Consider the following 19,498-nt stretch of genomic DNA (forward strand, 5'->3'; position numbering starts at 1 on the left):
GATGAACCCGACCGTGCTCTTGATCGCGGGAGTCGCCGCGCTCGGCCTCGCCATCGTCATGGCAGTCATCAGCATCACCGCGCGAACTGCCCAAGGTGGCGTGGCCCGGGCACTCGCCACGATCGACAGTCACTACACGCGGCACGCACCGGTGGAGGTCGAGCCGAAGCGCGATCCGTTCGCCGCACTGCCAGGCTGGCTGCGCGGAGTCGCCGTACGCCTGTCGCCCTCGGGCATCAGTACGACGCTGCAGCGCCGGCTCGACCTGGCCGGCAACCCGTCGGGGTTGACGCCCGACCGAGTCCTGGCGGCAAAGGGCCTCGGGCTGTTCATTCTGGGCAGCCTGGGCGGCCTGTACGGGCTTCGGACGATCGGCCTGCTCATCGTGGGCGCTGCCGTGGCGGCGGCCGTCGGCTTCTTCCTGCCCGACGTCCTGCTGTACAACGCCGGGATCAAGCGACAGGAAAAGATCCAGAAGGCCTTGCCCGACGCGCTCGACCTGCTCACGGTCTGCGTCGAGGCCGGGCTCGGATTCGACGCGGCGCTGGCGCAGGTCGCTCGTAACACCACTGGCCCGCTGGCTGCGGAGTTCTCCCGGGTGCTGCAGGAGATCCAGATCGGCAAGTCGCGCTCGCAGGCTCTGCGCGCGATGACGGACCGGACGACTGTGCCCGGGCTGCGGTCGTTCGTGTCCGCGCTCGTGCAGGCCGGCGAGCTGGGCATCACCATCGCCGACGTACTGCGTGAACAGGCGAAGGAGATGCGGCTGCGGCGCAGGCAACGTGCCGAGGAGAAGGCGCAGAAGGTGCCGGTGAAAATCCTGTTCCCGCTGGTGTTCTGCCTGTTCCCGTCCATGTTCGTCGTCATCATCGGCCCAGGCGTGATCAGCATCATCAACGTCTTCTTCGGGAATTAGACGATGGCCTCGACCCCTTCTAGCTCGGGGGGTCGAGGCCATCCTGCCGATCGAACCAGCGTCGCGTCAGATGTGGGCGCGTGGCGACTCCTTCAGATCGCAGTGGCTAGCCGTTGATGAACACGTAGTCGGCCTGGTACGGGACGTTGACGAGTGGCGTGGCGTGCGGGTCGCAGGTGCCGGTCGGCGCGACGCCGCCGACTGTGTTGAGGCGAAGCACCTCGACGGCGTTCGACAGCAGTCCGGAGGAGTCGCCGATCTGGGTGGCGTCGAGGTCCAGCTCGGCGATGTTGCCCGCGCCGTTGGCGTTCTTGGTGACGACCTTGCCGGTGACAGCGCTGCCGTCGGCTGCCTGCCACTGCGGCGGGCCGGCGGCCGGCTGGACGAAGGTGTGGTGGATGCCGCCGGTGAGGCGTGCCTCGACGTTGTTCTGGGTGAAGGCGAAGGAGCCGTCGAATTGCACGGTGCAGGCGTAGATCTGGCTGCCAAAGACCACCGACTCCTGCACTGCGGCCACTCCGGTCGTGCTGACCGCGTGACTGAGCTGGTGTAGCTGGGCACGTACAGCGCCGTTCGGGAACTCGTTGGTGCGCAGGTCGGTGTAGAAGCCGTTCGGGTCGGACCTCAATGCGGCAAGCACGGTCGGGTCGGTGACGGTGACGCTACCGGTGGCGAAGCTACCCGATGGACGGCTCGTGGTGAACAGAGGCACGACGACAGGGCCGTCCGCTCCTCGACCGGCGGCGTGGATGGCTGCCTCGGTCGGGGTGGCGATTCCGCGCCATGACACCGAATAGCTGAGCGTGTTGCCCTGAATGCCGATGAGTTCCAGCGCCCGCCCGTCCGGATCGCCGCCCGTCACCTCGTTGCGGCCCTCCAGGCTCGCGATCAGGACGGCGGGGGCTGCGGTCGGGTCGCCGGGCACGGTGATCCCCGCCGGCGGTGTCGCCTGGCTGTTCGCTGACGCCGCGCTGATGGCGAGTGTGGCGGATGCGGCAGTCGCGAGGAGAGCGGCGCCGATGCCGCGGGCCAGGCGGCGTTTTGTGCTGCTAGACATGACGATTGTCCTTCCGGATCTGCGGCCGACGCTTGTGCACGGCCCACGTCAGGTAGTACGGCGATTTGCCGGCCGGCGCCCAACCGAAACCTGAGGCAAAGCTCACAGCCGCCTAGGTGAACCGAACCGATGCCGCACACGTACCGCGCGGGGGCCTGATGGCGAAGGATGAGACCGTCGAGGCGGGCTTCGACGCGGCGATGGTTGCCGCCATCACCGGCCTCAAGTCCGCACCCGCCTCACCCACGAGGTGACCTAGAGCTTGATGCGGCCGGTTTCGTAGGCCCACATGGCGATCTCGACCCGGTTCCGGGCACCCACCTTGCCCATCACGCTGGTCAGGTGAGTCTTCACGGTGCTGAGGCTGATGTGCAGCTCCGCGGCGATCTCGGCGTTGGTCCGGCCGGTGGCCGCGGCGATCAGGACCTGTTCCTCGCGAGTGGTGAGCGGATCGACCGGTTGGACTGGTGTGCGGCCCTTCGGTGGTTCGGAGAACGCGGCCAGCAGCCGTGCGGTGATCTTCGGCGCGATCAATGCATCACCGTTGGCGGCGGCGTGGATCGCCTGGACCAGCAGGTCGGGGCCGGCATCCTTGAGCAGGAATCCACGCGCGCCGGCCTTCAGAGCGCCGTACACATACTCGTCGAGATCGAAGGTGGTGATCACCACGATCGCCAGTGGGTCGTCGACATCGGGCCCGGCGAGCTCGCGGGTCGCCGCGATCCCGTCCAGGCCGGGCATCCTGATGTCGAGCAGGCACACATCGGGCCGCAGCCGGCGGGCGAACTGGACTGCTTCCAGACCGTCGGCCGCCTGACCGACCACCTCGATACCGGGTTGCGCATCGAGGATCATCGCGAGTCCCGTCCGGACGAGATCCTGATCGTCGGCGACGAGTACGCGGATCGTCATCGGCCGACCGCCGTTCGCGGCAGAACCACGTCGACGGACCAGCCCCGGTCCGAATCGGGTCCCGCGGCGAACGTGCCGCCAAGTAGCGTGGCCCGCTCGGTCATCCCGACCAAGCCGTACCCGAGCGGGTTCCGGGGCGCCGAGGTGGCCTCTCCATCGTCGCGGACGGTCAGACGCACGGAGTCGTCGTACGACGTCAGCCGAACGTCGATGCGAGTTGCCTGCCGAGCGTGCCGTACGGCGTTCGTGATCGACTCCTGCGCGATGCGATAGATCGCGGCGCCGACCGCTGGTCCGAGGTCGTCGAGGTCGCCCGACACCTCGACCTCGACCCGCGGCCGGTCCCCGACGCTCCGGGCGAGCCGCTCCAGGTCGGCCACTCCCGGTTGTGGAGCCAGCGCCGCCGTTCCGTCATCGCGCAGTACGCCGACCATCGTCCGCATCTCGGCGAGAGTACGCGTGCCCTCGGCCTCGATGATGGCGAGCGCATCGACCGCGGCTTCGGGGCGGGTGGCCGCGACGGCTCGGCCGGCCTGGGCCCGGATGACGATGGCCGAGACGTGATGAGCGACCGTGTCGTGCAGCTCCCGGGCCAACTGCTCGCGCTCCCGGAGTCGCACCTGGTCCAGCTCGCGGACCCGGGCGGACCACCAATAGCGGACCGCGGCCCCGACTGTCGCCGGGAACAGCAGGAACATGCTGCCGGCGGCAGCTTCGCCGTACCCGGTGAAGTCACTGATGATTCCGAGCACCAGCGCCACCAGGATGAACGCCAGGCCGATGAGGATCTCGCGGCCGGATCCCCAGCGAACGAGTGAGTACGGCAGCAACACCACGCAGATCATCGTGTACAGGCCGAAGGTCGCTTCTCCACTGATCAGGGCTACGAGGTTGACCACGATCAGGGCGCCGAACACGGCGGCCACCACGGCCAGCGGGTAGATACGACGCCACAGGAGAGCGCACACGGTTGCCACGGCGAGCACCAGTGCGACGGGCCTCCAGACCACGTCCTCACGGAGAACGCCTTCGAGAACGACCGCCGTCAGCAGGCCGGCGACGAGCACCCAGTCGCGCCACACCCGCTTGGGTGGGTCGGGTGCTCGCGGCTCGGCCAGCAGCGAGCGGACGGCGTTTCTCACCATGCCCACAGCGTAGGGACTCCGGGCGCCGAGCGGATCGGCTCAAAGTACGGTACGCGACCCGGCTGATCGGCCGAGGGAAGTCCGTCTCATCGCCTGAGGTGGGGGCTGGCCCCTCGGCCACACGATGAGTCCAACTCTCGCTGAAGGGATCCATGATGAGGTCGAATCTGTACAGACTGGGCCGGTACGCCGCACGTCGGCCCTGGGTGGTGATCGGGGCGTGGTTGGTGGTGGCGGCGCTCGTGGTCGCGGCATCCGGCGCCTTCGGCAAGAAACTCGAGGAATCGTTCGGAGCACCTGGTGTCGACTCGCAGTACGCGACCGATCTGCTGTCGGCCGCGGGAGCGGATCAGGCCGGGCTGACCGCGCAGGTGGTCGTGACTCCGCTCGACGAGCAGGCGACGCTCAACGCACCCGAGCTGCGGGCTGCGCTGACGCAGATCCGCTCGACTGCGGCTTCGTTGCCACACGTGCTGGGGGCGGACGATCCCGTCATCTCGCCCGACGGCCGGGTCGGACTCGTCCGGCTTCAGTACCCGGTGCTCGACAAGCTCGAGCCGAGCGACCTCGAGCAGCTCAAGACCCTGACGGCGGTGGAATCGCCGCTGCGGATCGAGCTGGGCGGGGATCTTTTCTATGCGTTCGAGGAAGCCCAGGCGGGTCTCGGCGAGGCGTTCGGGCTGATCGCCGCGATGGTCATCCTGCTGCTCGCGTTCGGATCGATCATCGCGATGGGGCTGCCGGTCGGAATGGCTGTGTTCGGCCTCGCGCTGGCGGTCAGCTCGCTGTCCTTGGTCACCTATCTCATCGATCTGCCCAGTTGGGCGCCCGTACTCGGCAGCATGATCGGGCTCGGCGTGGGCATCGACTACGCGCTGATCATCGTCACCCGGCACCGCGAGAACCTGACCCGCGGGATGGATGTCGAGGAGTCGGTCGGGCGTGCTGTCTCCACGGCCGGGCAGGCTGTGCTCTTCGCCGGCGGCACAGTGGTGATCGCGATCCTCGGGCTGGTGGTGGCCGGCGTACCGTTCATGACCGCCGGTGGGATTGCCATCTCGCTGATCGTGCTGACCATGGTGCTCGCTTCGCTCACCTTGCTGCCCGCGTTCTTGGGTCTGGCCGGGCACTGGATCAACCGCCTTCGGGTACGGCGGGTGCAGGCCTCCCCTGGTTCGGGTTGGCAGCGGTGGGCGGGGCACGTGTCCAAGCACGCCGCCGCGTACGCCGTCGGCGCCACCGTCCTGCTGCTGGCGTTGGCCGCACCCGTGCTCGCACTCCGCGTCGGTACGCCCGATGACGGCGCGCTTCCCGTGCAACGCACCGAGCGCCGGGCGTACGACCTGGTTGCCGCGGGATTCGGTGCCGGTAGCAACGGTCCGCTGGTGATCGCCGTCGACGTCTCTCGAGATCCGAGGGTCGTACAACCCCTGTTCAACGCCGTCCGGGCCGATCGTGGCATCGCGTCGGTCGCACCTCCTCAGGTGAATACCGCGGCGGGCGTCGCGACGTTGATCGCCGTACCGACGACCGGACCACAGGACGATGCCACGATGACAACGGTCGAGCGGCTTCGCGCGGAGGTCTTCCCCTCGGTACTGCGGGACAGTCCGGCGAAGGCCCATGTCGGTGGTCAGACGGCGACCCTGGCGGATGTGGGTGCGAAGGTCAACGATCGGCTGCCGTGGTTCATCGGCGCGGTGATCCTGTTGTCCGTCGTGCTTCTCACGGTGGTCTTCCGGTCGGTCGTCGTACCACTGAAGGCCGCTGTGATGAACCTGCTCAGCATCGGCGCGTCCTTCGGCGTCATGGTGATGATCTTCCAGTGGGGTTGGGCCGCGGACCTGATCGGACTGGAGTCGACCATCCCGATCCTCCCGTTCATCCCGATGTTCATGTTCGCCGTGGTGTTCGGGCTGTCGATGGACTATGAGGTCTTCCTGCTCACCCGGATCCGGGAGGAGTACGTCCGGACTGGTGACAACACCGCCTCGACCATCCACGGCATCACCACCACCGGCCGCGTGATCACCTCGGCAGCGCTCATCATGATCGCGGTCTTCGTCAGCTTCTCCCTTGCCGACGACCCAACGGCCAAGATGTTCGGCCTGGGCCTGGCCACTGCCGTCCTCATCGATGCGACCATCGTGCGCCTGGTTCTCGTACCGGCCTTGATGATGCTGTTGGGCGACGCGAACTGGTGGATGCCTGCCTGGCTCAACCGGCGGTTGGTGACCGGCGTCGGCGTCATAGGCGACCGCAACCGGGACCGCATTGGCCGGCGACGGCGACCAACCGGACCCACTGGAGAGTCCAACCGGGCAATGGTGCTTCCTGACAGCGCGGGGACCGCGGTCGAACCGAAAAGCGGAAGGTCGGCAGTTCCAGACCGCCCCTGACCACCCTTTCTTGAGCGTGGATCTCGGTCTGAGATCCGCCGAACCTCCTGCGAGTACCGCAGTCCTACCCGGCAATCAGCTCCGCGAGCTGATCGAGCGCCTTCCGCTGGTCTTCCAGGGATGCATGGTCGTAGATCGTCATCGTGACGTGGATGTCGGCATGGCCCACGATCGCCTCAACGATGTGCGGCGGCGCGCCGAGCCGCAGCTGGCCCGGCCGTCATCGGTGCTGCGGCATTGCCGTCAAGCATTCAGGCTGGGGGCCTTGCGGGCAAGGAGGTAGCCCTGTGTGGTCTTCTCCGTGCCCTCACGCTCGCGTACTGCCGTCATCGACAGCTCGAAGCCTGCTTCGCGCAGCAGCTCGACGACCTCGTCCGGTTGCTGTCGGTAGAAGTCGAGGGAGACAGACGTTCCCAAGAACTCGCTGTACTGGCTCCGCTCGTCGCCGATTTGGAAGGTCAGCAGCAACAGCCCGCCTGGCGCGAGCACCCGGTGAAACTCAGCGAAAACCTGCGGTCGCTGCTCCCACGGGATGTGGATGATCGAGTAGTAGGCAAGCAGTCCGCCGAGTGAGGTGTCCGCCAGATCCAGCGCCAGCATCGACCCCTCCTCGAACCGCAACTGCGGGTAGGTCCGACGGGCCAGCGCCAGCATCCCGGGCGACAGGTCGATGCCGAACGCGTCCAGCCCCAGCCCGGAAAGCAGGATCGTCACCCGACCCGGCCCGCAGCCGACATCGGCGACGGGTCCGTTGCCGCCGGCTCGCACCAGCTCTGCGAAAGCGGCGAACAGCGCTCGGTCGAGGGGCCTGTCGTCCAGACCTGAGGCCACCACGTCGGCGTGCTCGTCGGCCAGTGCGTCGTAGGAGTCCCGCGTAGCGGCGACAAAAGCTGCATCCGTCACGGCCACGGAGACTAGACGACACCGCCGACACACTGACCCCGGATCCGCGCACCGAGGTACCGCCGAGCCCGCTCGGCGGGGCCTACCGGACAACGGCGCAGCCACGTGCCCAGGACACTGCTGTCGAACTGATAAGCGGAAGGTCGGCGGTTCGAGACCGCCCCTGACCACCCTTATTTGAGCGGGGATCCCGGCGATAGCGATATCCCGCCACTCCCCCTCAAACACCGCTAGATGTTGCACGTTGGTTGCACGCACGCCCGTCCTCTTCCCGCCAAGGGATCGAGGGCGGGTTTGTCGTTGGTGCATCTACACAGAGTCAGTGCCTGCGTCCCCATCCAGATAGGCCGGCCGATTCGACCGTCTTCCCGGAGTCGTGAGGCGCTCGCCGGACGCAATGTCGGTGGAGGCTGGCAGGGTGCTGCGAGTGACGGAGACGGTGGTTCCCAAACTGCACCAGTGGACGATCGAGGCGCGGGAGTACGCGCGGCAGGAGACGCGGCGCGGGAAGCGGCATGCCTACCAGGAGCTGGTGCCGGAGCGTACCGCGCTGGTGGTGGTCGACATGGTCTCGTTCTTCGTCGCGGAAGGGGACTACGAGCGCGGCATCGTGCCGAACATCCAGGAGCTTGCCGGCACCCTGCGCGACCTGGGTGGGACAGTCGCGTGGATGTTGCCGGGACGAACCGAGATCACCGCGGTGACAGAGGAGTTCCTCGGGGCAGACGTGGCGAAGATGTTCAGCGAATCGGGCGGCACCGGGCCGCTGCGGGACCGGGTCTGGCGCGAGTTCGACGTACAAGACGAAGACCTGATCGTGGAGAAGACGGCAGCGAGCGCCTTCTTCCCAGGCCGCTGCGATCTACCGGACCTGCTCGAGGCGCGTGGCATCGACACCGTCCTGATCACCGGCACCGTGGCGAACGTCTGCTGCGAGTCCACCGCCCGCGACGCCAGCACCCTCGGCTACCGCGTCCTGATGGTCGCCGACGCAAACGCCGCCCGCCGCGACCAGGACCTCAACGCCACCCTCCACACCGTCTACCGCACCTTCGGCGACGTCCGCCCCACCGCCGAAGTGCTCACCCTCCTCACTTCCTGAAATCCCACCCGTTGGGCTCTGGTGAAGAACTCCGAGGGCGGGGCTGGCCGGTGAACGGCCGGAGGGCGCATGCGCACGGCCGGGGCACGCGCCGAAGGCGCGCCCTTGATCCATATGAGGTCAACTCGGCAGAAGGCGAGTCAGCCGGTGTCCTCTGACGGCTGATGCTTGACAGTCGTGTGCCAGCTGATGGTTGTCATCGGCATGACCGCCCGGAACGCGGCTACGAGCGGATGCCCTGCCGCGCGTCTGCGGTCTATCGGTTGAGGACATCGGCGAACCGCCTGGGCGGCTCACAACGTCGGACCCCGCACATCGACGAGTCGTATGTAACCTTGCGGATACGTACCCGAGCCGTTACGTTAGGGCTATGGATGCGGTGCTGCACGCGTTGGCGGACGAGAGCCGGCGAACGCTCCTGGGCATCCTGCGCGATCATCCGGCGAGCGCGGGAGAGTTGGCCGAGGCGATCCCGATCGCTCGTCCGGGCGTGTCCCGGCATCTGCGGGTGCTGCGGGAGGCCGGACTGGTCGACGTACGCCGGGAGGCGCAGCGCCGGATCTACAGCCTCCGTCCGGAGGCGCTCATCGAGGTGGACGAGTGGCTCGCGGAGTACCGCGTGCTCTGGCAGAGCCGGCTCGACGCCCTTCATACAGAGATCGCTCGAGGGAAGAAGGCGCGAACGTGAACATCATCGGGACGATGCGGGCGCTTGACGAGACCCGCGGCGCGGTGCGTGTCGAGGACATCTACGACACGGACATCGACGACCTGTGGGAGGCATGTACGACACCGGAGCGGCTCGCGCGCTGGCTCGCTGAAGTCTCGGGCGACCTGCGGGTGGGCGGCACGATCCATGCTGTCTTCACCAGCACCTGGACCGGTCCGGGGCGGGTCGAGGTGTGCGACGGACCGCATCATCTGCTCCTCACGATGGAGCCGGGCACGGACGATGAGTCTCAGATGGAGGCATGGCTGACCGAGGAGGGATCGCAGACCAGGCTGGTGGTCGAGGAGCGTGGACTGCCGGTGGACAAGTTGTACTTGCACGGGGCCGGGTGGCAGGCGCATCTGGAGGATCTGGGGCGGTCGCTGGCAGAGGACACCGGGGCCCACCCCGAGCGCTGGACGGAGCAGACTCCGGCACCGGCGTGGCGCCGGCGCTGGGACGAGTTGTCCCCGGCTTACGAAGCGATGGAGATCGAGTGATGTCCGACGAGATCAGACTCAGCGTGACCACGGTGAACGCGCCCGACGCGCTCGCCCTTGCGATTTTCTACGCCGAGCTCACCGGCGGCGTCACGAAGGGGAGCGAGCACTGGGCGACCGTCTCCGGGCCGAACGGCTTCATCGCCTTCCAGCAGGTCGACGATTTCTGCCCACCGGTGTGGCCCGGCGCCGACGTACCCATGCAGATGCACCTCGACTTCTTCGTCGACGACCTCGAGGCAACCGGAGCCCGCGCAGTCGCTGCTGGCGCCACCCGGCTCGACTTCCAGCCGAACTCCGACCACTGCTTGGTGTACGCCGACCCGGCCGGCCATCCCTTCTGCCTGTCCACCTGGGACGGGCCGCACGTGGACGACGAGCCCGACGAGTAGGCGCAGACAGCACGAGGGCTCACCACACAGTGATCTGCATGAGCGCGCACCGGACAGCGGCAAATCCGGACGTGCCGAATTAGTCGTAGGTAAAGCCGGCTAGGGCGCGTCGCAAAATCCGGGCTCGTGGCCGTATTGAGCGGATGAAGAGGGTTTGGGTCAGCCTGGGGCGAGGAGGCAGAACTCGTTGCCTTCCGGGTCGGCCAGAACCGTCCACGGGACGTCGCTCTGGCCTAGGTCGATGGCGGTGGCGCCGAGAGTCCGCAGTCTGGCCGCCTCTGCCTCTAGGTCGTCAGCTGGGTATGGGCGGAGGTCGAGATGGACTCGGTTCCACACGGTCTTCACGTCGGGTGTGCGGAGGAACTGCAGATATGGGCCGACGCCCTTGGCGGAGCGCAGTACCGCGTTGTGGTCGGTCACCTTGTACAGGGTCCAGTCCATCGCCTTGCCCCAGAAGCGGGCCATGGCTCGCGGATCCGTGCAGTCGACCACTACCGTGGCGATCGGGCCGGTGTCTTGGTAGAGCGAGTCCAGCACGCAGAACTCGTTGCCCTCTGGGTCGGCCATGACCGTCCATGGGACGTCGCCCTGGCCTACGTTGGCGGGTGTTGCGCCGAGATCCTTCAGGCGCGTGACCACCTCCGCCTGATGGGCCGCCGAGGTGGTGGCGAGGTCGACGTGCACGCGGTTCTTCACCGTCTTGGGTTCCGGGGAGGCGATGAGGTCGAGGCAGACGGCGACGGGGTCGGGGTAGACGAAGCCGTCGGGTTCGAGGTTGGTCACGCCGGGTCCCTCGCTGGAGACTCTCCAGCCGAGCGCCTCCGCCCAGAAACCGCCCAGCGCGGAGTCGTCCCGAGCCTTCATGTTGATTTGAACAAGCCGCGTTGCCATGCCGACGATGCTAGCGGCAGTCTGGCACATCAAGATCAGCCGTACTGATCTCGGCATGAGCCCGGATCGCGGCAGATCCGGACGTTCGGTGTGCGCCCACTCGCGACGGGATGATGCCGGCCGTCGGTGTGGTTGCGCTCTCGCCGAGATGCTCCATTGTCGTGGTCGCAGACGCATCGGTAGTGCCGTAGGAGTGCTTGAAAGGCGTTGTCAGTTTCAGGGAAATGACACTGTGACTTTTCTGCCGAACCATTGCTAGGTGTATAGGCGGCTCTCAGCCGCGTGCCCGCAGCTCGTTGACCCGCTGGAGCATCGTGAGGTGTCCTGCCCGGCCAAGATCGTTGAGAAGTGCCTCGGCCCTCGCTGTCAGATCGACGTCGTCGACATCGAGAGCAGCGGCAAGCACGGCAGGTGCGTTCTCGATCAAGTCGTAACGCTCGAAGTCGCCTTCACCCGACTTCAACAACGCAGCGAGGACACCGAATGCAGCGCGGGGGTCAGCCTGCGCAGCTTCCGCGATCTGCTCGCCAATCATCCCGCGCCCGTCGAACCCGGGAACCTGGCTGGCAACGACCAATCTCGGCATCCACCACGTCGGTGAGAACTGACCGCACCTCACCCACCAGTAGAAGCCGCTTAGCTCACGCGACTGGTCCTCCGAGCCCTCAACCGCGTTCGCCCGCCAGTCCCAGATAGCCCGGGCGCGAGCAAGAAACTCTTCCGGGGCCTTCTCGTGCAGGAGCATCCACCCGAGGTGGCCGAGCACTGTGGAGCGAGCGGCCACATCGACGCGCGCGTAGTACGCGAGAAGCAACGTGTCGTCGAGCTCGATCTCTCCGCGCGCAGCGAGCAACGTGAGGTGGTCACCCAGCGACTCCGTCGCCGACCGGTGTGACTCATATCCGACTTTGACCGGCTCATCGTTTGCAAGGCGGTCCAGCCACTGCGCTAGCCACGGACGGAGGAGGTCGAGCAAGAACGCCGAAGGGGTGTACGCCGCGAGGACGGTCGACATAACGACGCTGGTGTAGTCGCCATCCCCCTCGAATAGCCGAGCCAGACGCTCGCGAGTCCAGGCCGAGTTGCTCCAGGCCAACGAACTGAGAGCCTCGCCGTAAACGGCAGCGACGGTCAGACTCGAGTCCCGCTCCGATCCGAGCCGCCCATCAAGTACGTCCAATGCTGCCTTGTTGACCTCGGGGACAGACGTACCCCGCTCATCCATTCCACTGCTGAACCGGGCGAGGCGTGCGGCGACACGCAGGGCATTTGGGCGGACGGTATTCATCGAGAGGGTGAGCGGGTCCATGTTGGACCCGCCGTACTCGGCCTCGTGTTCCGGAGTCGGATCGGGGTCGAGTGACAGTGCAGAGACGATCCGAACCACATCGGGCCAAGCGTCAACATCGACGACGGGCTTCGTGTCGCCACCGGCTGACAGGCCGCCCAGGAGCATCGACAACAACGAGTCGTGCACCGATGCGAGATCGGACCCCCGACCATGAATGTCGCCATCGATTGCCTCGGCCGGCTGCATCTCTACCAGCGAGGCGCCCAATCGCACCAAGGACGCCCACGGAAACTCCGCCCCCGAGTCGGCGATCTCGCGGAACGCGTTAAACAGCGCCGCGATGTAGCGAAGGTCCGTGTCGGCGAAGATACCCGCCGCCTTCGCATACTCGATAGGTCGAGCCTTTACGTCTTGCATGAGTGCGAACGTCACGCCGCCGTAAGTGGGCCCATGGAAGACCCGCTCCACCGGCTCGCTCCACGACCGCAGGAAGGCGACGACCTCCGGGAGGCTCCATGAAGCGATGTCGTCGACCTCACCCGGCGCCTTCTCGCCAACCCCGGAGCTAACGAACCTCGGGAAGTCGGTGTGCTCCCACTCACCGAACTCCGCTTGCAGATCCGTCAGACGAGCAACAGCGGCCTCAGGCATATCCGTTGCGATGGAGCTCAAGATTCGCATCTGCCAGACGCGCCGACGCTCGTCGACAGCCTCCTGCGGTACGTCAGTCTCCGGGAACCGCCACGAAAGCCATCCCCTGATCTCGTCGTCCGTGGCAGTCGGGCCGTCGAGCACAGTCCGCGTCCAGGCGGCGGCGACATCACTCGCCGCAACCGGCAACACGCGCCTTGCGAACTCTGCGTACTCGTGGCGGTAGTCGACATCGAGGTATTGCTCATCACCGAGGACATCAGCGGCAAGCGACTGCGCACTATCCAGGCCCAGGCCAACTGCAACCGTGATGAGGTGGATGCCAACGCGACGTAGGAGCGGCTGGCGGCTCTCCATGAGAGGTCGGACCACATCGACTACCGGCAGTCCGTCGGCGAGCGCACGGATCGCAGCATCACGAAGGGCGTCGACTAGACCGTTCCCGACATCATCGAAGTGGTTGTTCTGTTCGTGAGCGGTGATCGAAGGACGCCAAACGTAACTACGGTCGGTTTCAACCGCGCCTGAGTCGTCGCCAGCCGCTTCGAGACCTCGCGCAAGTACCTGATAACGCTGGAGCCACCGCTGAAGCTCGGCGAGCCATCTCGCACCAAGCGGCGCCATCGCAATCGACACCGAGGCAAGCGTCTCGCTATAGGCGAAATCATCGATCCCTACAACTACGCGGCCCTCTCCAAAGCCAACCGCCTTTCCATCAGTGCCGGTCGCCTCGCGCGGACCAAAGGCGCAGGACGCGAGATGCAGCGCCTGCTTCCACTTGCCGTCCGTCATGAGTGCCTCCATGATTCGGACGATCTCCTGCGGCGGCACCAAGCGGCTACGATCGGTGCTCAGGTACTCGCCAACAATCTTGCTCAGCTTGGCTGCGTTCTCGCCATCGAGCCGGGCGGTGGCTGACACGACCATGCGTCGAGCAAAGGGGTCTTCCGTGGTTGCCATCCTGACGAGGATCGGCGTGACCTTCGACGGGACAAATTCAGCCATCCGGACGAGGTACTCACCCTCGGACCACACTTTCGATCTGAGGTTGCCCTCGGCGTCCTCGAACGGCGCGGGCACATCGTCGAACGCACCGAGCTTGTCCAGCGGTTCCACCCACAACGGATTCTGCAATCCCTGGTAGAAGAGTCGCCGATGCTGCTCGTCGGCACCGAGCACGAGCAGGGCGTCCGCCACCTGCTGCTTCGTGGGTGCCTCGTAGCCGAGGTCGTCGTCGGCACGCACTACGCGTCGCCCCTCTTTCGGTTAGCTGCCACGAGCATTGTCTCAACTGCGGCGAGGCTCTTGAAGAACTGCTCGACGCGCGCACGCAGGACGATCTCGACTCGCTCGAAATGCGCCAACGCCGCTCCATGTGCAGGCAGCGCACGGACAGGCCGGCTGAGGTGGACGTAACCCATGAAGAAGCTCTGCGTTCTCGCGAATGTAGCGATGTTGGCGTGATTCTCGGTGACGATCCCGGTCACAAGCGCGCCGCGCACCTTCCGCGCGTTGCGCGACCCCTCGACATCGGCGACGACGTAGGCGGCCGCGGCAACGACCAGCGCGTCGGGAACAGTTCGCCGCACAAGCGCCTTCGGCTGCTGCGGTTCGGCCGTGTCATCGGCAACGGCCGCCGCCTCCTCGGCCGCACCCAACTCGTCGAGGTGCTCACCCCAGACTCGCGATAGCTCACGACCGGCGGCTGATGTGTCCGAACGCGGCGGCAGCCCGTCTATCCCGAGGATGTGCGGCAGCGCACCACAGATCTCGCGGACACAGTGCGCAACGGTTACGAGCCTCGGCATCGACCACCCCGCGGGGTCCATGCCATCCACGGCCATTTCGTACAACCCGCCGATAGTTGCATCTTGCTTGAGCAGCGCGGCACGCAGTGATTGCCGCTCCGGCGTCCAAATCCCCGTCAGAGGAGGGTCCGGCTCGCGCGGTTGCTGTGGCTCGCGCGCGGGCTTACCTAATGGGGACGCAGGTGGCAGCTCGGCCGTGCCGGGTTCAACCACGCCGCGTACCTCCTATCGGACCGCCCGGATCGCGAGCACCGGATGGTGGGCTATTTGGCCCGAACTGAGCAGGCCCCACCGCCAGTGACTACTGGACGACATCCTGCCACGGTTTTCCAAGTCGTTCGGATGCGTTCGGACCGGGCCCAGCTCACTCCTTGTTGCCCTGGAACGACCGTGCTCGAGGGGTGGAGACCGCTTGCGGGGTCGACCGATCTCCGCCGGCCTGTCCCTGCAAATGGCTGAGCTTCACTCCCTGGGAGCCCGCGACTCCAGTGTCCGCTCTCTCTTGTCGCGGCTGGGAGCATTCTTCCCAGACGCGCCACCTAGGTCCGCAAGTCTCCGACGCAATCGGGTCATGTTCGACGACGCGTCAATCTGGGCGAAGTGGGGCGCCCATGGTGGGCGCTGCGACGCACGCTCATCGGCATGTCCGTGCGGATGGCGGCTGTGAGCGTTGCGGCTAAGGCGTAGGTTTATCTGCTCATGGCTGTCGCAAGCAGTGGCCCTGCGTGCTCCTCGACGAGAGGTACCCATTCCGGCCAGTCCAATGTCCGACCAAGGAGGCGTATTGCAGTCCAGTACTCGATCATGCTGTCAGTGGACTGCAGCAATCGCTCAATCCAGGCGAAGACATCGCGCAGGGCAGCCGGGTCGCCAATGGCGTGGGGCATCACATCGTGGCGGAACACCCAGTCGACGCGCCCCGCGGGATCTGCGCCGGCGTCGGCCTCAAGAGCGCCGGCTGCCTGCGGAAAGGTCCTTAGGAACTCCTCTTCGATGTTGCCGCTTGTGAGGAGCACGCCGACACGCTAGCTCAGGTCGGAGTCCACTCGTCGTGAGTGCACCGGACAGCGGCAGATGAGTGCGTCGCCGACTGGACCGCGCGCCTGGTTGGCGCACACCTGCGACCCGGGTAGAAACCTGTCATGCCAGATTCGGTGAGCAAGTCCGCTGCCCCAGTCGCTGACTACGACAGTTTCGCGGCCGCGTACTCGGCCAGTAACGAGAGCAACCTCTTCAATGCTTACTACGCGCGTCCGGAGATGATTCGTCTCGCCGGGGACGTCGCGGGCCTGGAGATTCTCGACGCCGGATGCGGGTCAGGCCCCTTGATGGAAGCTCTGCGTAGCAAGGATGCGGTCGTGTCGGGCTTCGACCTGAGCCCCGCGATGGTCGAACTCGCCCGCCAAAGGCTCGGCGAGGACGCGGACGTGAGAGTCGCAGACCTTGGTGCGCCCCTGTCCTATCCCGACGACGCGTTCGACCTCGTCGTCGCATCGCTGTCCCTGCACTACGTCAAGGACTGGGCCGCGGCACTGGCCGAGCTGCGGCGTGTGCTCAAACCCGGCGGTCGGCTCATCGGCTCGATCATCCACCCCACGGTCTACGCGATTGTGTACCCCGAGGCCGACTACTTCGCGCTCACGCAGTACTCCGAGGACTACGACTTCGGCGAAGGGACCGTGTGGATGACCTACTGGCACCGACCCCTGCAGGACGTCATCAACACGTTCATCGATGCGGGGTTCGGCATCAAGACGGTCACTGAGCCGCCGCCCGCGGCCAACACCCCAGCGGAACTGCTGCCCACCGCGGACGGTCGCTCATTTATCTGCTTCCTGTTCTTCGAGCTGGAAGCGCGCCTCCCCTGACTGGAACGGACCCAACAATGGGGGCTCTCTTCAGTTGCGCGATGTCCCGGTATGGAGCGCACTCTCATCGGCATGGCCGCGCTTCACTCTCGGCGGCATGAGAGTGCGTTCGCGTCTAGTGTGTCGCCATGGTCGCCCAGATTCCGATCTCAGTCGCTGTGCTTGTGCGCGACGGTCTTGTGCTCCTGGTGCATCGCCATCCATCGCGTCGGTGGTATCCCGACTGCTGGAGCTTCTCCGCCGGCGGGCATGTCGAGTCAGGCGAGTTGCCTCACCAGGCCGTCAGTCGGGAATGCCTCGAAGAACTCGGTGTCCACGTCCACGACCCCCTGCCCATTCCCGTGACGGTCAGCGACCCCACCCTCGACGTGCACGCGTTCCTCGTCACGCGCTGGGACGGGGAACCTGTCAACGCCGCACCCGAGGAGCACGACGATCTTCGCTGGTTCCGGCCCAGCGATCTCGCAGAGTTGAAGATGGCCCACCCGGAGAGCCTGTCGAGCCTCCTGCGCGCCGTCCAGGTCGCAACCGGTTAGCCGCTACGAACCGTCCGCTCATCGGCAGTTGAGGATGTTGTGGGAACTGGAACCTTGGGGTCGTGCCGATCCAAGAGATCGCCCAGTTGGGCGAGGCGTCGCTGCACCTGCTGAGGAGCCCGACCTGGCACGATGCGAGAACGTCCTCGGGCTCCAGGCCCAGACCGCCACAACACCGTTACCATGCAGGCGGAGGTAGAGCCTCATGCCCTGGTCGGCGTTCCTCAGACCCGCGCACGCAGCGATCAACCCGGTTGCGTTGCGGCTGGCGGGTCGAGCAGGCTCCCTTGCCGTCTTGGTGCACACGGGGCGGCGAACCGGGCGCACGTACCGCACTCCCGTCCGCGCCTTCAGACGCGGACACTGGGTCGCCGTCGGGGCCAACTTCGGCGCGGACTCCCAGTGGGTGAAGAACGTGGTTGACGCGGGCGACTGCGAGATGCTGCTCAGACACGACCTGCTGCACCTCGCGCGACCCAAGGTCGTGCCACTCGACAGCCTGCCTCCAGTATTTCCACGTTGGTACGCGTTCGGACTACGTCATTTCGTGCGCACCCGCGAGTGCCTGCTCCTGGAGGTCGAGGAACAGCACTGACCGGTTCGAGGAGCCTGGGAGCCTGAAGAGATCTTGGCGAAACTCATTTACCCACCCCAGGAACGCCATGACAGAAAGTTGGCCAAGAGTAGCCGCACGGGGCCGCGAGCGCTAACCCCGTTCGCGCATTGCGTTTGCGGGTTGCCGACCATCGGAAGCCTCGCGCTGGCTCATCTGTGCTTCCTAATCTAAGAACCGCCGATCCTCCCGCATGGACCGCAATGCCTACCCGGCGACCAGTTCCGCAAGTTGATCGGGCGCCTTCCGCTGGTCTAGTAGGGTCTGCGCCGCGCCCGCCGGCGCGCTCATCTGCTGGAGGAATTGGCGAGCAATGTGAGTCCGCGCCGTAGTGCTCGCAGCGGTTCAGGCCACCAACAGGTCGCCGCAGAAAGAACGGATGGCGCGGTTGACCGTCTCGGGCCGCTCCCAGGGCATGAAGTGTCCAGCGCCGTTGACCCAGAACGGACCGACCGCTTCGGGGAAGGCGAGCGCGCACCGCTGCTCGATGTGGTCGCCTATCGTCGCCTGGTCGGTGCCGATGAGCACCAGGGCTCGCTGCCGGACCGGCCGGTCGATCATTTCCGGCGCCGACAGCGGCCGGGTGCCCATGACGACCTCGTAGTCGGCGAAGGCGGCACGCAGCCGGCCCGCGTCCCCGTAGGGCTCGGTCAGGAAGGCCAAGTCCTCCTCGTCAAAGGCATCGGGCGGAGACCACAGGCGGTGCCCGTAGAACTCACCCACATAACCCCTCCGCCGCTCGGGCGTGTCCAACTCGGCGACCAAGGCGTCGGCGTGGTGTCCCTGGCGGCGCTGGTACTCGAAGACGGCGGGCTTGGGCCGGGTCGGCGGGATACCCGCCGCTGCGAACGCCTCACCCAGATCGGGCATGGAGTCGTCCAGGATCACCAGGCGGTCCACCCACTCGGGGTGGCGGTTGGCCATGTCGATGGCGACCATTGCGCCCAGATCGTGCCCGGCGACGACTACGCGCTCCCAACCGAGCATGTCGAACAGGCCGGTCAGATCGGCATTGAACGCGTTGAGGTCGTAGAAGTCGTCCGGGGCGAAGTCGGAGTCGCCGTAGCCGCGCAGATCCGGCGCGACGACGTCGAACCCCGCCTCGGCGAGCGGGACGAGGTTGTGCGACCAGATGCGGCTCGTACAGGGGAATCCGTGGATGAGCAGAAGCGGTACGCCGCCATCCCCACGACGCCGCACCGCCAGGCGGTGTCCCTGGCGGACTTCGATCATCACGGGCGCAACGACGTCAGCAGGAAGGGCCATGCACCTGGTTTACACGATCACCCAGTCGAGCGAGCACCGCGGTCGCGGTCGCCTTGGTCCCCCACCACCGGCAGCACCCCGGCAGGTGCTGCATATCGAACCGTTCCCGGACCGGGCTTCCGGGCCGCCGCGCCTGGGAGCGGTGGCCGAGCGTATGGCATACCCGCTCGCATGACTACCAGCGCGACCTGCGCGCGCTGCTGGAAACTGACGGCGCATACACCCTGGAACGTGACGGCGCCTTCACCATCGCCCGCGTCGCCAGCTGCAGCGTGCTGAAGGCGATAGCCGACGACGTCCTGGCGCAGGGGCTCGGCGTGGTCATCGACAGCCCATGCTTCTACGACGAGTTACTGGCGGCCGGGCAGGCGCTCGCGGCCAAGCACGGGGTGGCTTACCGCTACATCGAGTGCGTCACAGAGGACATCGGCCTGCTTGACACACGCTTGCGGTCCCGGCCTGCACTGCGCAGCCAGCGGCCGTCCGTCGACGAGCTGCTGTCGAACTGAAATGCGGAAGGTCGGCGGTTCGAGACCGCG

The 19,498-nt window shown here is 66.4% G+C and carries 20 protein-coding genes; 11 read left to right on the plus strand and 9 right to left on the minus strand.

What is annotated here, in order from left to right; genetic code table 11:
- The first annotated feature begins 1 nt into the window (after position 1).
- Complete coding sequence (locus EV648_RS08615) at positions 2–916, plus strand: type II secretion system F family protein (RefSeq protein ID WP_132287371.1); 915 nt, start codon at positions 2–4, stop codon at positions 914–916.
- Between the two features lie 106 nt (positions 917–1,022).
- Here the strand turns inward: EV648_RS08615 and EV648_RS08620 are convergent, their stop codons facing one another.
- Positions 1,023–1,973 (minus strand): CHRD domain-containing protein, encoded by a 951-nt coding sequence (locus EV648_RS08620; protein WP_132287374.1) that lies wholly within the window; start codon positions 1,971–1,973, stop codon positions 1,023–1,025.
- Between the two features lie 116 nt (positions 1,974–2,089).
- Here EV648_RS08620 and EV648_RS42520 point away from each other — a divergent pair, with 116 nt between their 5' ends.
- The gene (locus EV648_RS42520; RefSeq protein WP_158293944.1) at positions 2,090–2,227 is read left to right on the plus strand and encodes a hypothetical protein; all 138 of its coding nucleotides are present in this window, start codon (positions 2,090–2,092) and stop codon (positions 2,225–2,227) included.
- 1 nt (position 2,228) lies between these two features.
- Here the strand turns inward: EV648_RS42520 and EV648_RS08625 are convergent, their stop codons facing one another.
- Together EV648_RS08625 and EV648_RS08630 are read right to left on the minus strand one after the other, a co-directional pair.
- Entirely contained in the window at positions 2,229–2,885 is a 657-nt protein-coding gene (locus EV648_RS08625; RefSeq protein WP_132287377.1) for a response regulator transcription factor, read from the minus strand.
- Positions 2,882–4,030, minus strand: coding sequence for a sensor histidine kinase (locus EV648_RS08630; protein WP_132287380.1), 1,149 nt, complete (start codon positions 4,028–4,030; stop codon positions 2,882–2,884). Before EV648_RS08630 ends, EV648_RS08625 begins: the two co-directional genes overlap by 4 nt.
- 155 nt (positions 4,031–4,185) lie before the next feature.
- Between EV648_RS08630 and EV648_RS08635 the strand changes: the two genes are divergently transcribed.
- On the plus strand, positions 4,186–6,429 hold the full coding sequence (locus EV648_RS08635; RefSeq protein ID WP_132287383.1) for an MMPL family transporter: 2,244 nt from the start codon (positions 4,186–4,188) through the stop codon (positions 6,427–6,429).
- A 243-nt stretch (positions 6,430–6,672) separates the two neighbouring features.
- Here the strand turns inward: EV648_RS08635 and EV648_RS08645 are convergent, their stop codons facing one another.
- A complete protein-coding gene (locus tag EV648_RS08645) occupies positions 6,673–7,332 on the minus strand; it encodes a class I SAM-dependent methyltransferase (protein ID WP_132287386.1) in 660 nt (219 codons plus the stop codon).
- A 427-nt stretch (positions 7,333–7,759) separates the two neighbouring features.
- On the opposite strand from EV648_RS08645, the gene EV648_RS08650 reads away from it, so the two are divergent.
- The 4 genes from EV648_RS08650 to EV648_RS08665 all read left to right on the plus strand — a co-directional run bounded on the left by EV648_RS08650 (position 7,760) and on the right by EV648_RS08665 (position 10,035).
- Positions 7,760–8,434 (plus strand): isochorismatase family cysteine hydrolase, encoded by a 675-nt coding sequence (locus EV648_RS08650; protein WP_199234501.1) that lies wholly within the window; start codon positions 7,760–7,762, stop codon positions 8,432–8,434.
- Positions 8,435–8,804: 370 nt separating this feature from the next.
- Positions 8,805–9,122, plus strand: a complete 318-nt coding sequence (locus tag EV648_RS08655) for a helix-turn-helix transcriptional regulator (protein WP_132287392.1) — start codon at positions 8,805–8,807, stop codon at positions 9,120–9,122.
- Entirely contained in the window at positions 9,119–9,643 is a 525-nt protein-coding gene (locus EV648_RS08660) for an SRPBCC family protein (RefSeq protein ID WP_241994975.1), read from the plus strand. Before EV648_RS08655 ends, EV648_RS08660 begins: the two co-directional genes overlap by 4 nt.
- Positions 9,643–10,035: a VOC family protein gene (locus EV648_RS08665; protein ID WP_132287395.1), complete on the plus strand. Its 393-nt coding sequence runs from the start codon at positions 9,643–9,645 to the stop codon at positions 10,033–10,035. Before EV648_RS08660 ends, EV648_RS08665 begins: the two co-directional genes overlap by 1 nt.
- A gap of 159 nt (positions 10,036–10,194) precedes the next feature.
- Here the strand turns inward: EV648_RS08665 and EV648_RS43910 are convergent, their stop codons facing one another.
- From EV648_RS43910 to EV648_RS08685, 4 genes are all read right to left on the minus strand, one after another.
- On the minus strand, positions 10,195–10,926 hold the full coding sequence (locus EV648_RS43910; RefSeq protein ID WP_132287398.1) for a VOC family protein: 732 nt from the start codon (positions 10,924–10,926) through the stop codon (positions 10,195–10,197).
- A gap of 274 nt (positions 10,927–11,200) precedes the next feature.
- A complete protein-coding gene (locus EV648_RS08675) occupies positions 11,201–14,113 on the minus strand; it encodes a hypothetical protein (RefSeq protein ID WP_132287401.1) in 2,913 nt (970 codons plus the stop codon).
- Positions 14,113–14,889: a hypothetical protein gene (locus EV648_RS08680; protein WP_132287404.1), complete on the minus strand. Its 777-nt coding sequence runs from the start codon at positions 14,887–14,889 to the stop codon at positions 14,113–14,115. The genes EV648_RS08675 and EV648_RS08680 overlap by 1 nt, the downstream gene beginning before the upstream one ends.
- A gap of 476 nt (positions 14,890–15,365) precedes the next feature.
- Positions 15,366–15,692 (minus strand): hypothetical protein, encoded by a 327-nt coding sequence (locus EV648_RS08685; protein WP_132287407.1) that lies wholly within the window; start codon positions 15,690–15,692, stop codon positions 15,366–15,368.
- A 126-nt stretch (positions 15,693–15,818) separates the two neighbouring features.
- On the opposite strand from EV648_RS08685, the gene EV648_RS08690 reads away from it, so the two are divergent.
- The 3 genes from EV648_RS08690 to EV648_RS08700 all read left to right on the plus strand — a co-directional run bounded on the left by EV648_RS08690 (position 15,819) and on the right by EV648_RS08700 (position 17,675).
- Complete coding sequence (locus tag EV648_RS08690; protein ID WP_132287410.1) at positions 15,819–16,544, plus strand: class I SAM-dependent methyltransferase; 726 nt, start codon at positions 15,819–15,821, stop codon at positions 16,542–16,544.
- A 128-nt stretch (positions 16,545–16,672) separates the two neighbouring features.
- Positions 16,673–17,080: an NUDIX domain-containing protein gene (locus EV648_RS08695; RefSeq protein WP_132287413.1), complete on the plus strand. Its 408-nt coding sequence runs from the start codon at positions 16,673–16,675 to the stop codon at positions 17,078–17,080.
- 205 nt (positions 17,081–17,285) lie between these two features.
- The gene (locus tag EV648_RS08700; protein WP_132287416.1) at positions 17,286–17,675 is read left to right on the plus strand and encodes a nitroreductase/quinone reductase family protein; all 390 of its coding nucleotides are present in this window, start codon (positions 17,286–17,288) and stop codon (positions 17,673–17,675) included.
- Between the two features lie 363 nt (positions 17,676–18,038).
- On the opposite strand, the gene EV648_RS08705 is transcribed toward EV648_RS08700, so the two are convergent.
- Positions 18,039–18,959: an alpha/beta fold hydrolase gene (locus tag EV648_RS08705; protein ID WP_132287419.1), complete on the minus strand. Its 921-nt coding sequence runs from the start codon at positions 18,957–18,959 to the stop codon at positions 18,039–18,041.
- A gap of 272 nt (positions 18,960–19,231) precedes the next feature.
- Between EV648_RS08705 and EV648_RS08710 the strand changes: the two genes are divergently transcribed.
- The gene (locus tag EV648_RS08710) at positions 19,232–19,468 is read left to right on the plus strand and encodes a hypothetical protein (RefSeq protein WP_132287422.1); all 237 of its coding nucleotides are present in this window, start codon (positions 19,232–19,234) and stop codon (positions 19,466–19,468) included.
- The last annotated feature ends 30 nt before the right edge of the window (positions 19,469–19,498 follow it).

This window comes from Kribbella sp. VKM Ac-2568 (genome assembly GCF_004345365.1).
Classification (GTDB): Bacteria; Actinomycetota; Actinomycetes; order Propionibacteriales; family Kribbellaceae; genus Kribbella; species Kribbella orskensis.

Bases quoted from the DNA above. Each gene is read 5' to 3' on its own strand.
- EV648_RS08615 (WP_132287371.1), top strand. From the start codon at position 2: ATGAACCCGACCGTGCTCTTGATCGCGGGAGTCGCCGCGCTCGGCCTC.
- EV648_RS08620 (WP_132287374.1), bottom strand. From the start codon at position 1,973: ATGTCTAGCAGCACAAAACGCCGCCTGGCCCGCGGCATCGGCGCCGCT.
- EV648_RS08625 (WP_132287377.1), bottom strand. From the start codon at position 2,885: ATGACGATCCGCGTACTCGTCGCCGACGATCAGGATCTCGTCCGGACG.
- EV648_RS08630 (WP_132287380.1), bottom strand. From the start codon at position 4,030: ATGGTGAGAAACGCCGTCCGCTCGCTGCTGGCCGAGCCGCGAGCACCC.
- EV648_RS08635 (WP_132287383.1), top strand. From the start codon at position 4,186: ATGAGGTCGAATCTGTACAGACTGGGCCGGTACGCCGCACGTCGGCCC.
- EV648_RS08655 (WP_132287392.1), top strand. From the start codon at position 8,805: ATGGATGCGGTGCTGCACGCGTTGGCGGACGAGAGCCGGCGAACGCTC.
- EV648_RS08665 (WP_132287395.1), top strand. From the start codon at position 9,643: ATGTCCGACGAGATCAGACTCAGCGTGACCACGGTGAACGCGCCCGAC.
- EV648_RS43910 (WP_132287398.1), bottom strand. From the start codon at position 10,926: ATGGCAACGCGGCTTGTTCAAATCAACATGAAGGCTCGGGACGACTCC.
- EV648_RS08690 (WP_132287410.1), top strand. From the start codon at position 15,819: ATGCCAGATTCGGTGAGCAAGTCCGCTGCCCCAGTCGCTGACTACGAC.
- EV648_RS08695 (WP_132287413.1), top strand. From the start codon at position 16,673: ATGGTCGCCCAGATTCCGATCTCAGTCGCTGTGCTTGTGCGCGACGGT.
- EV648_RS08700 (WP_132287416.1), top strand. From the start codon at position 17,286: ATGCCCTGGTCGGCGTTCCTCAGACCCGCGCACGCAGCGATCAACCCG.
- EV648_RS08705 (WP_132287419.1), bottom strand. From the start codon at position 18,959: ATGGCCCTTCCTGCTGACGTCGTTGCGCCCGTGATGATCGAAGTCCGC.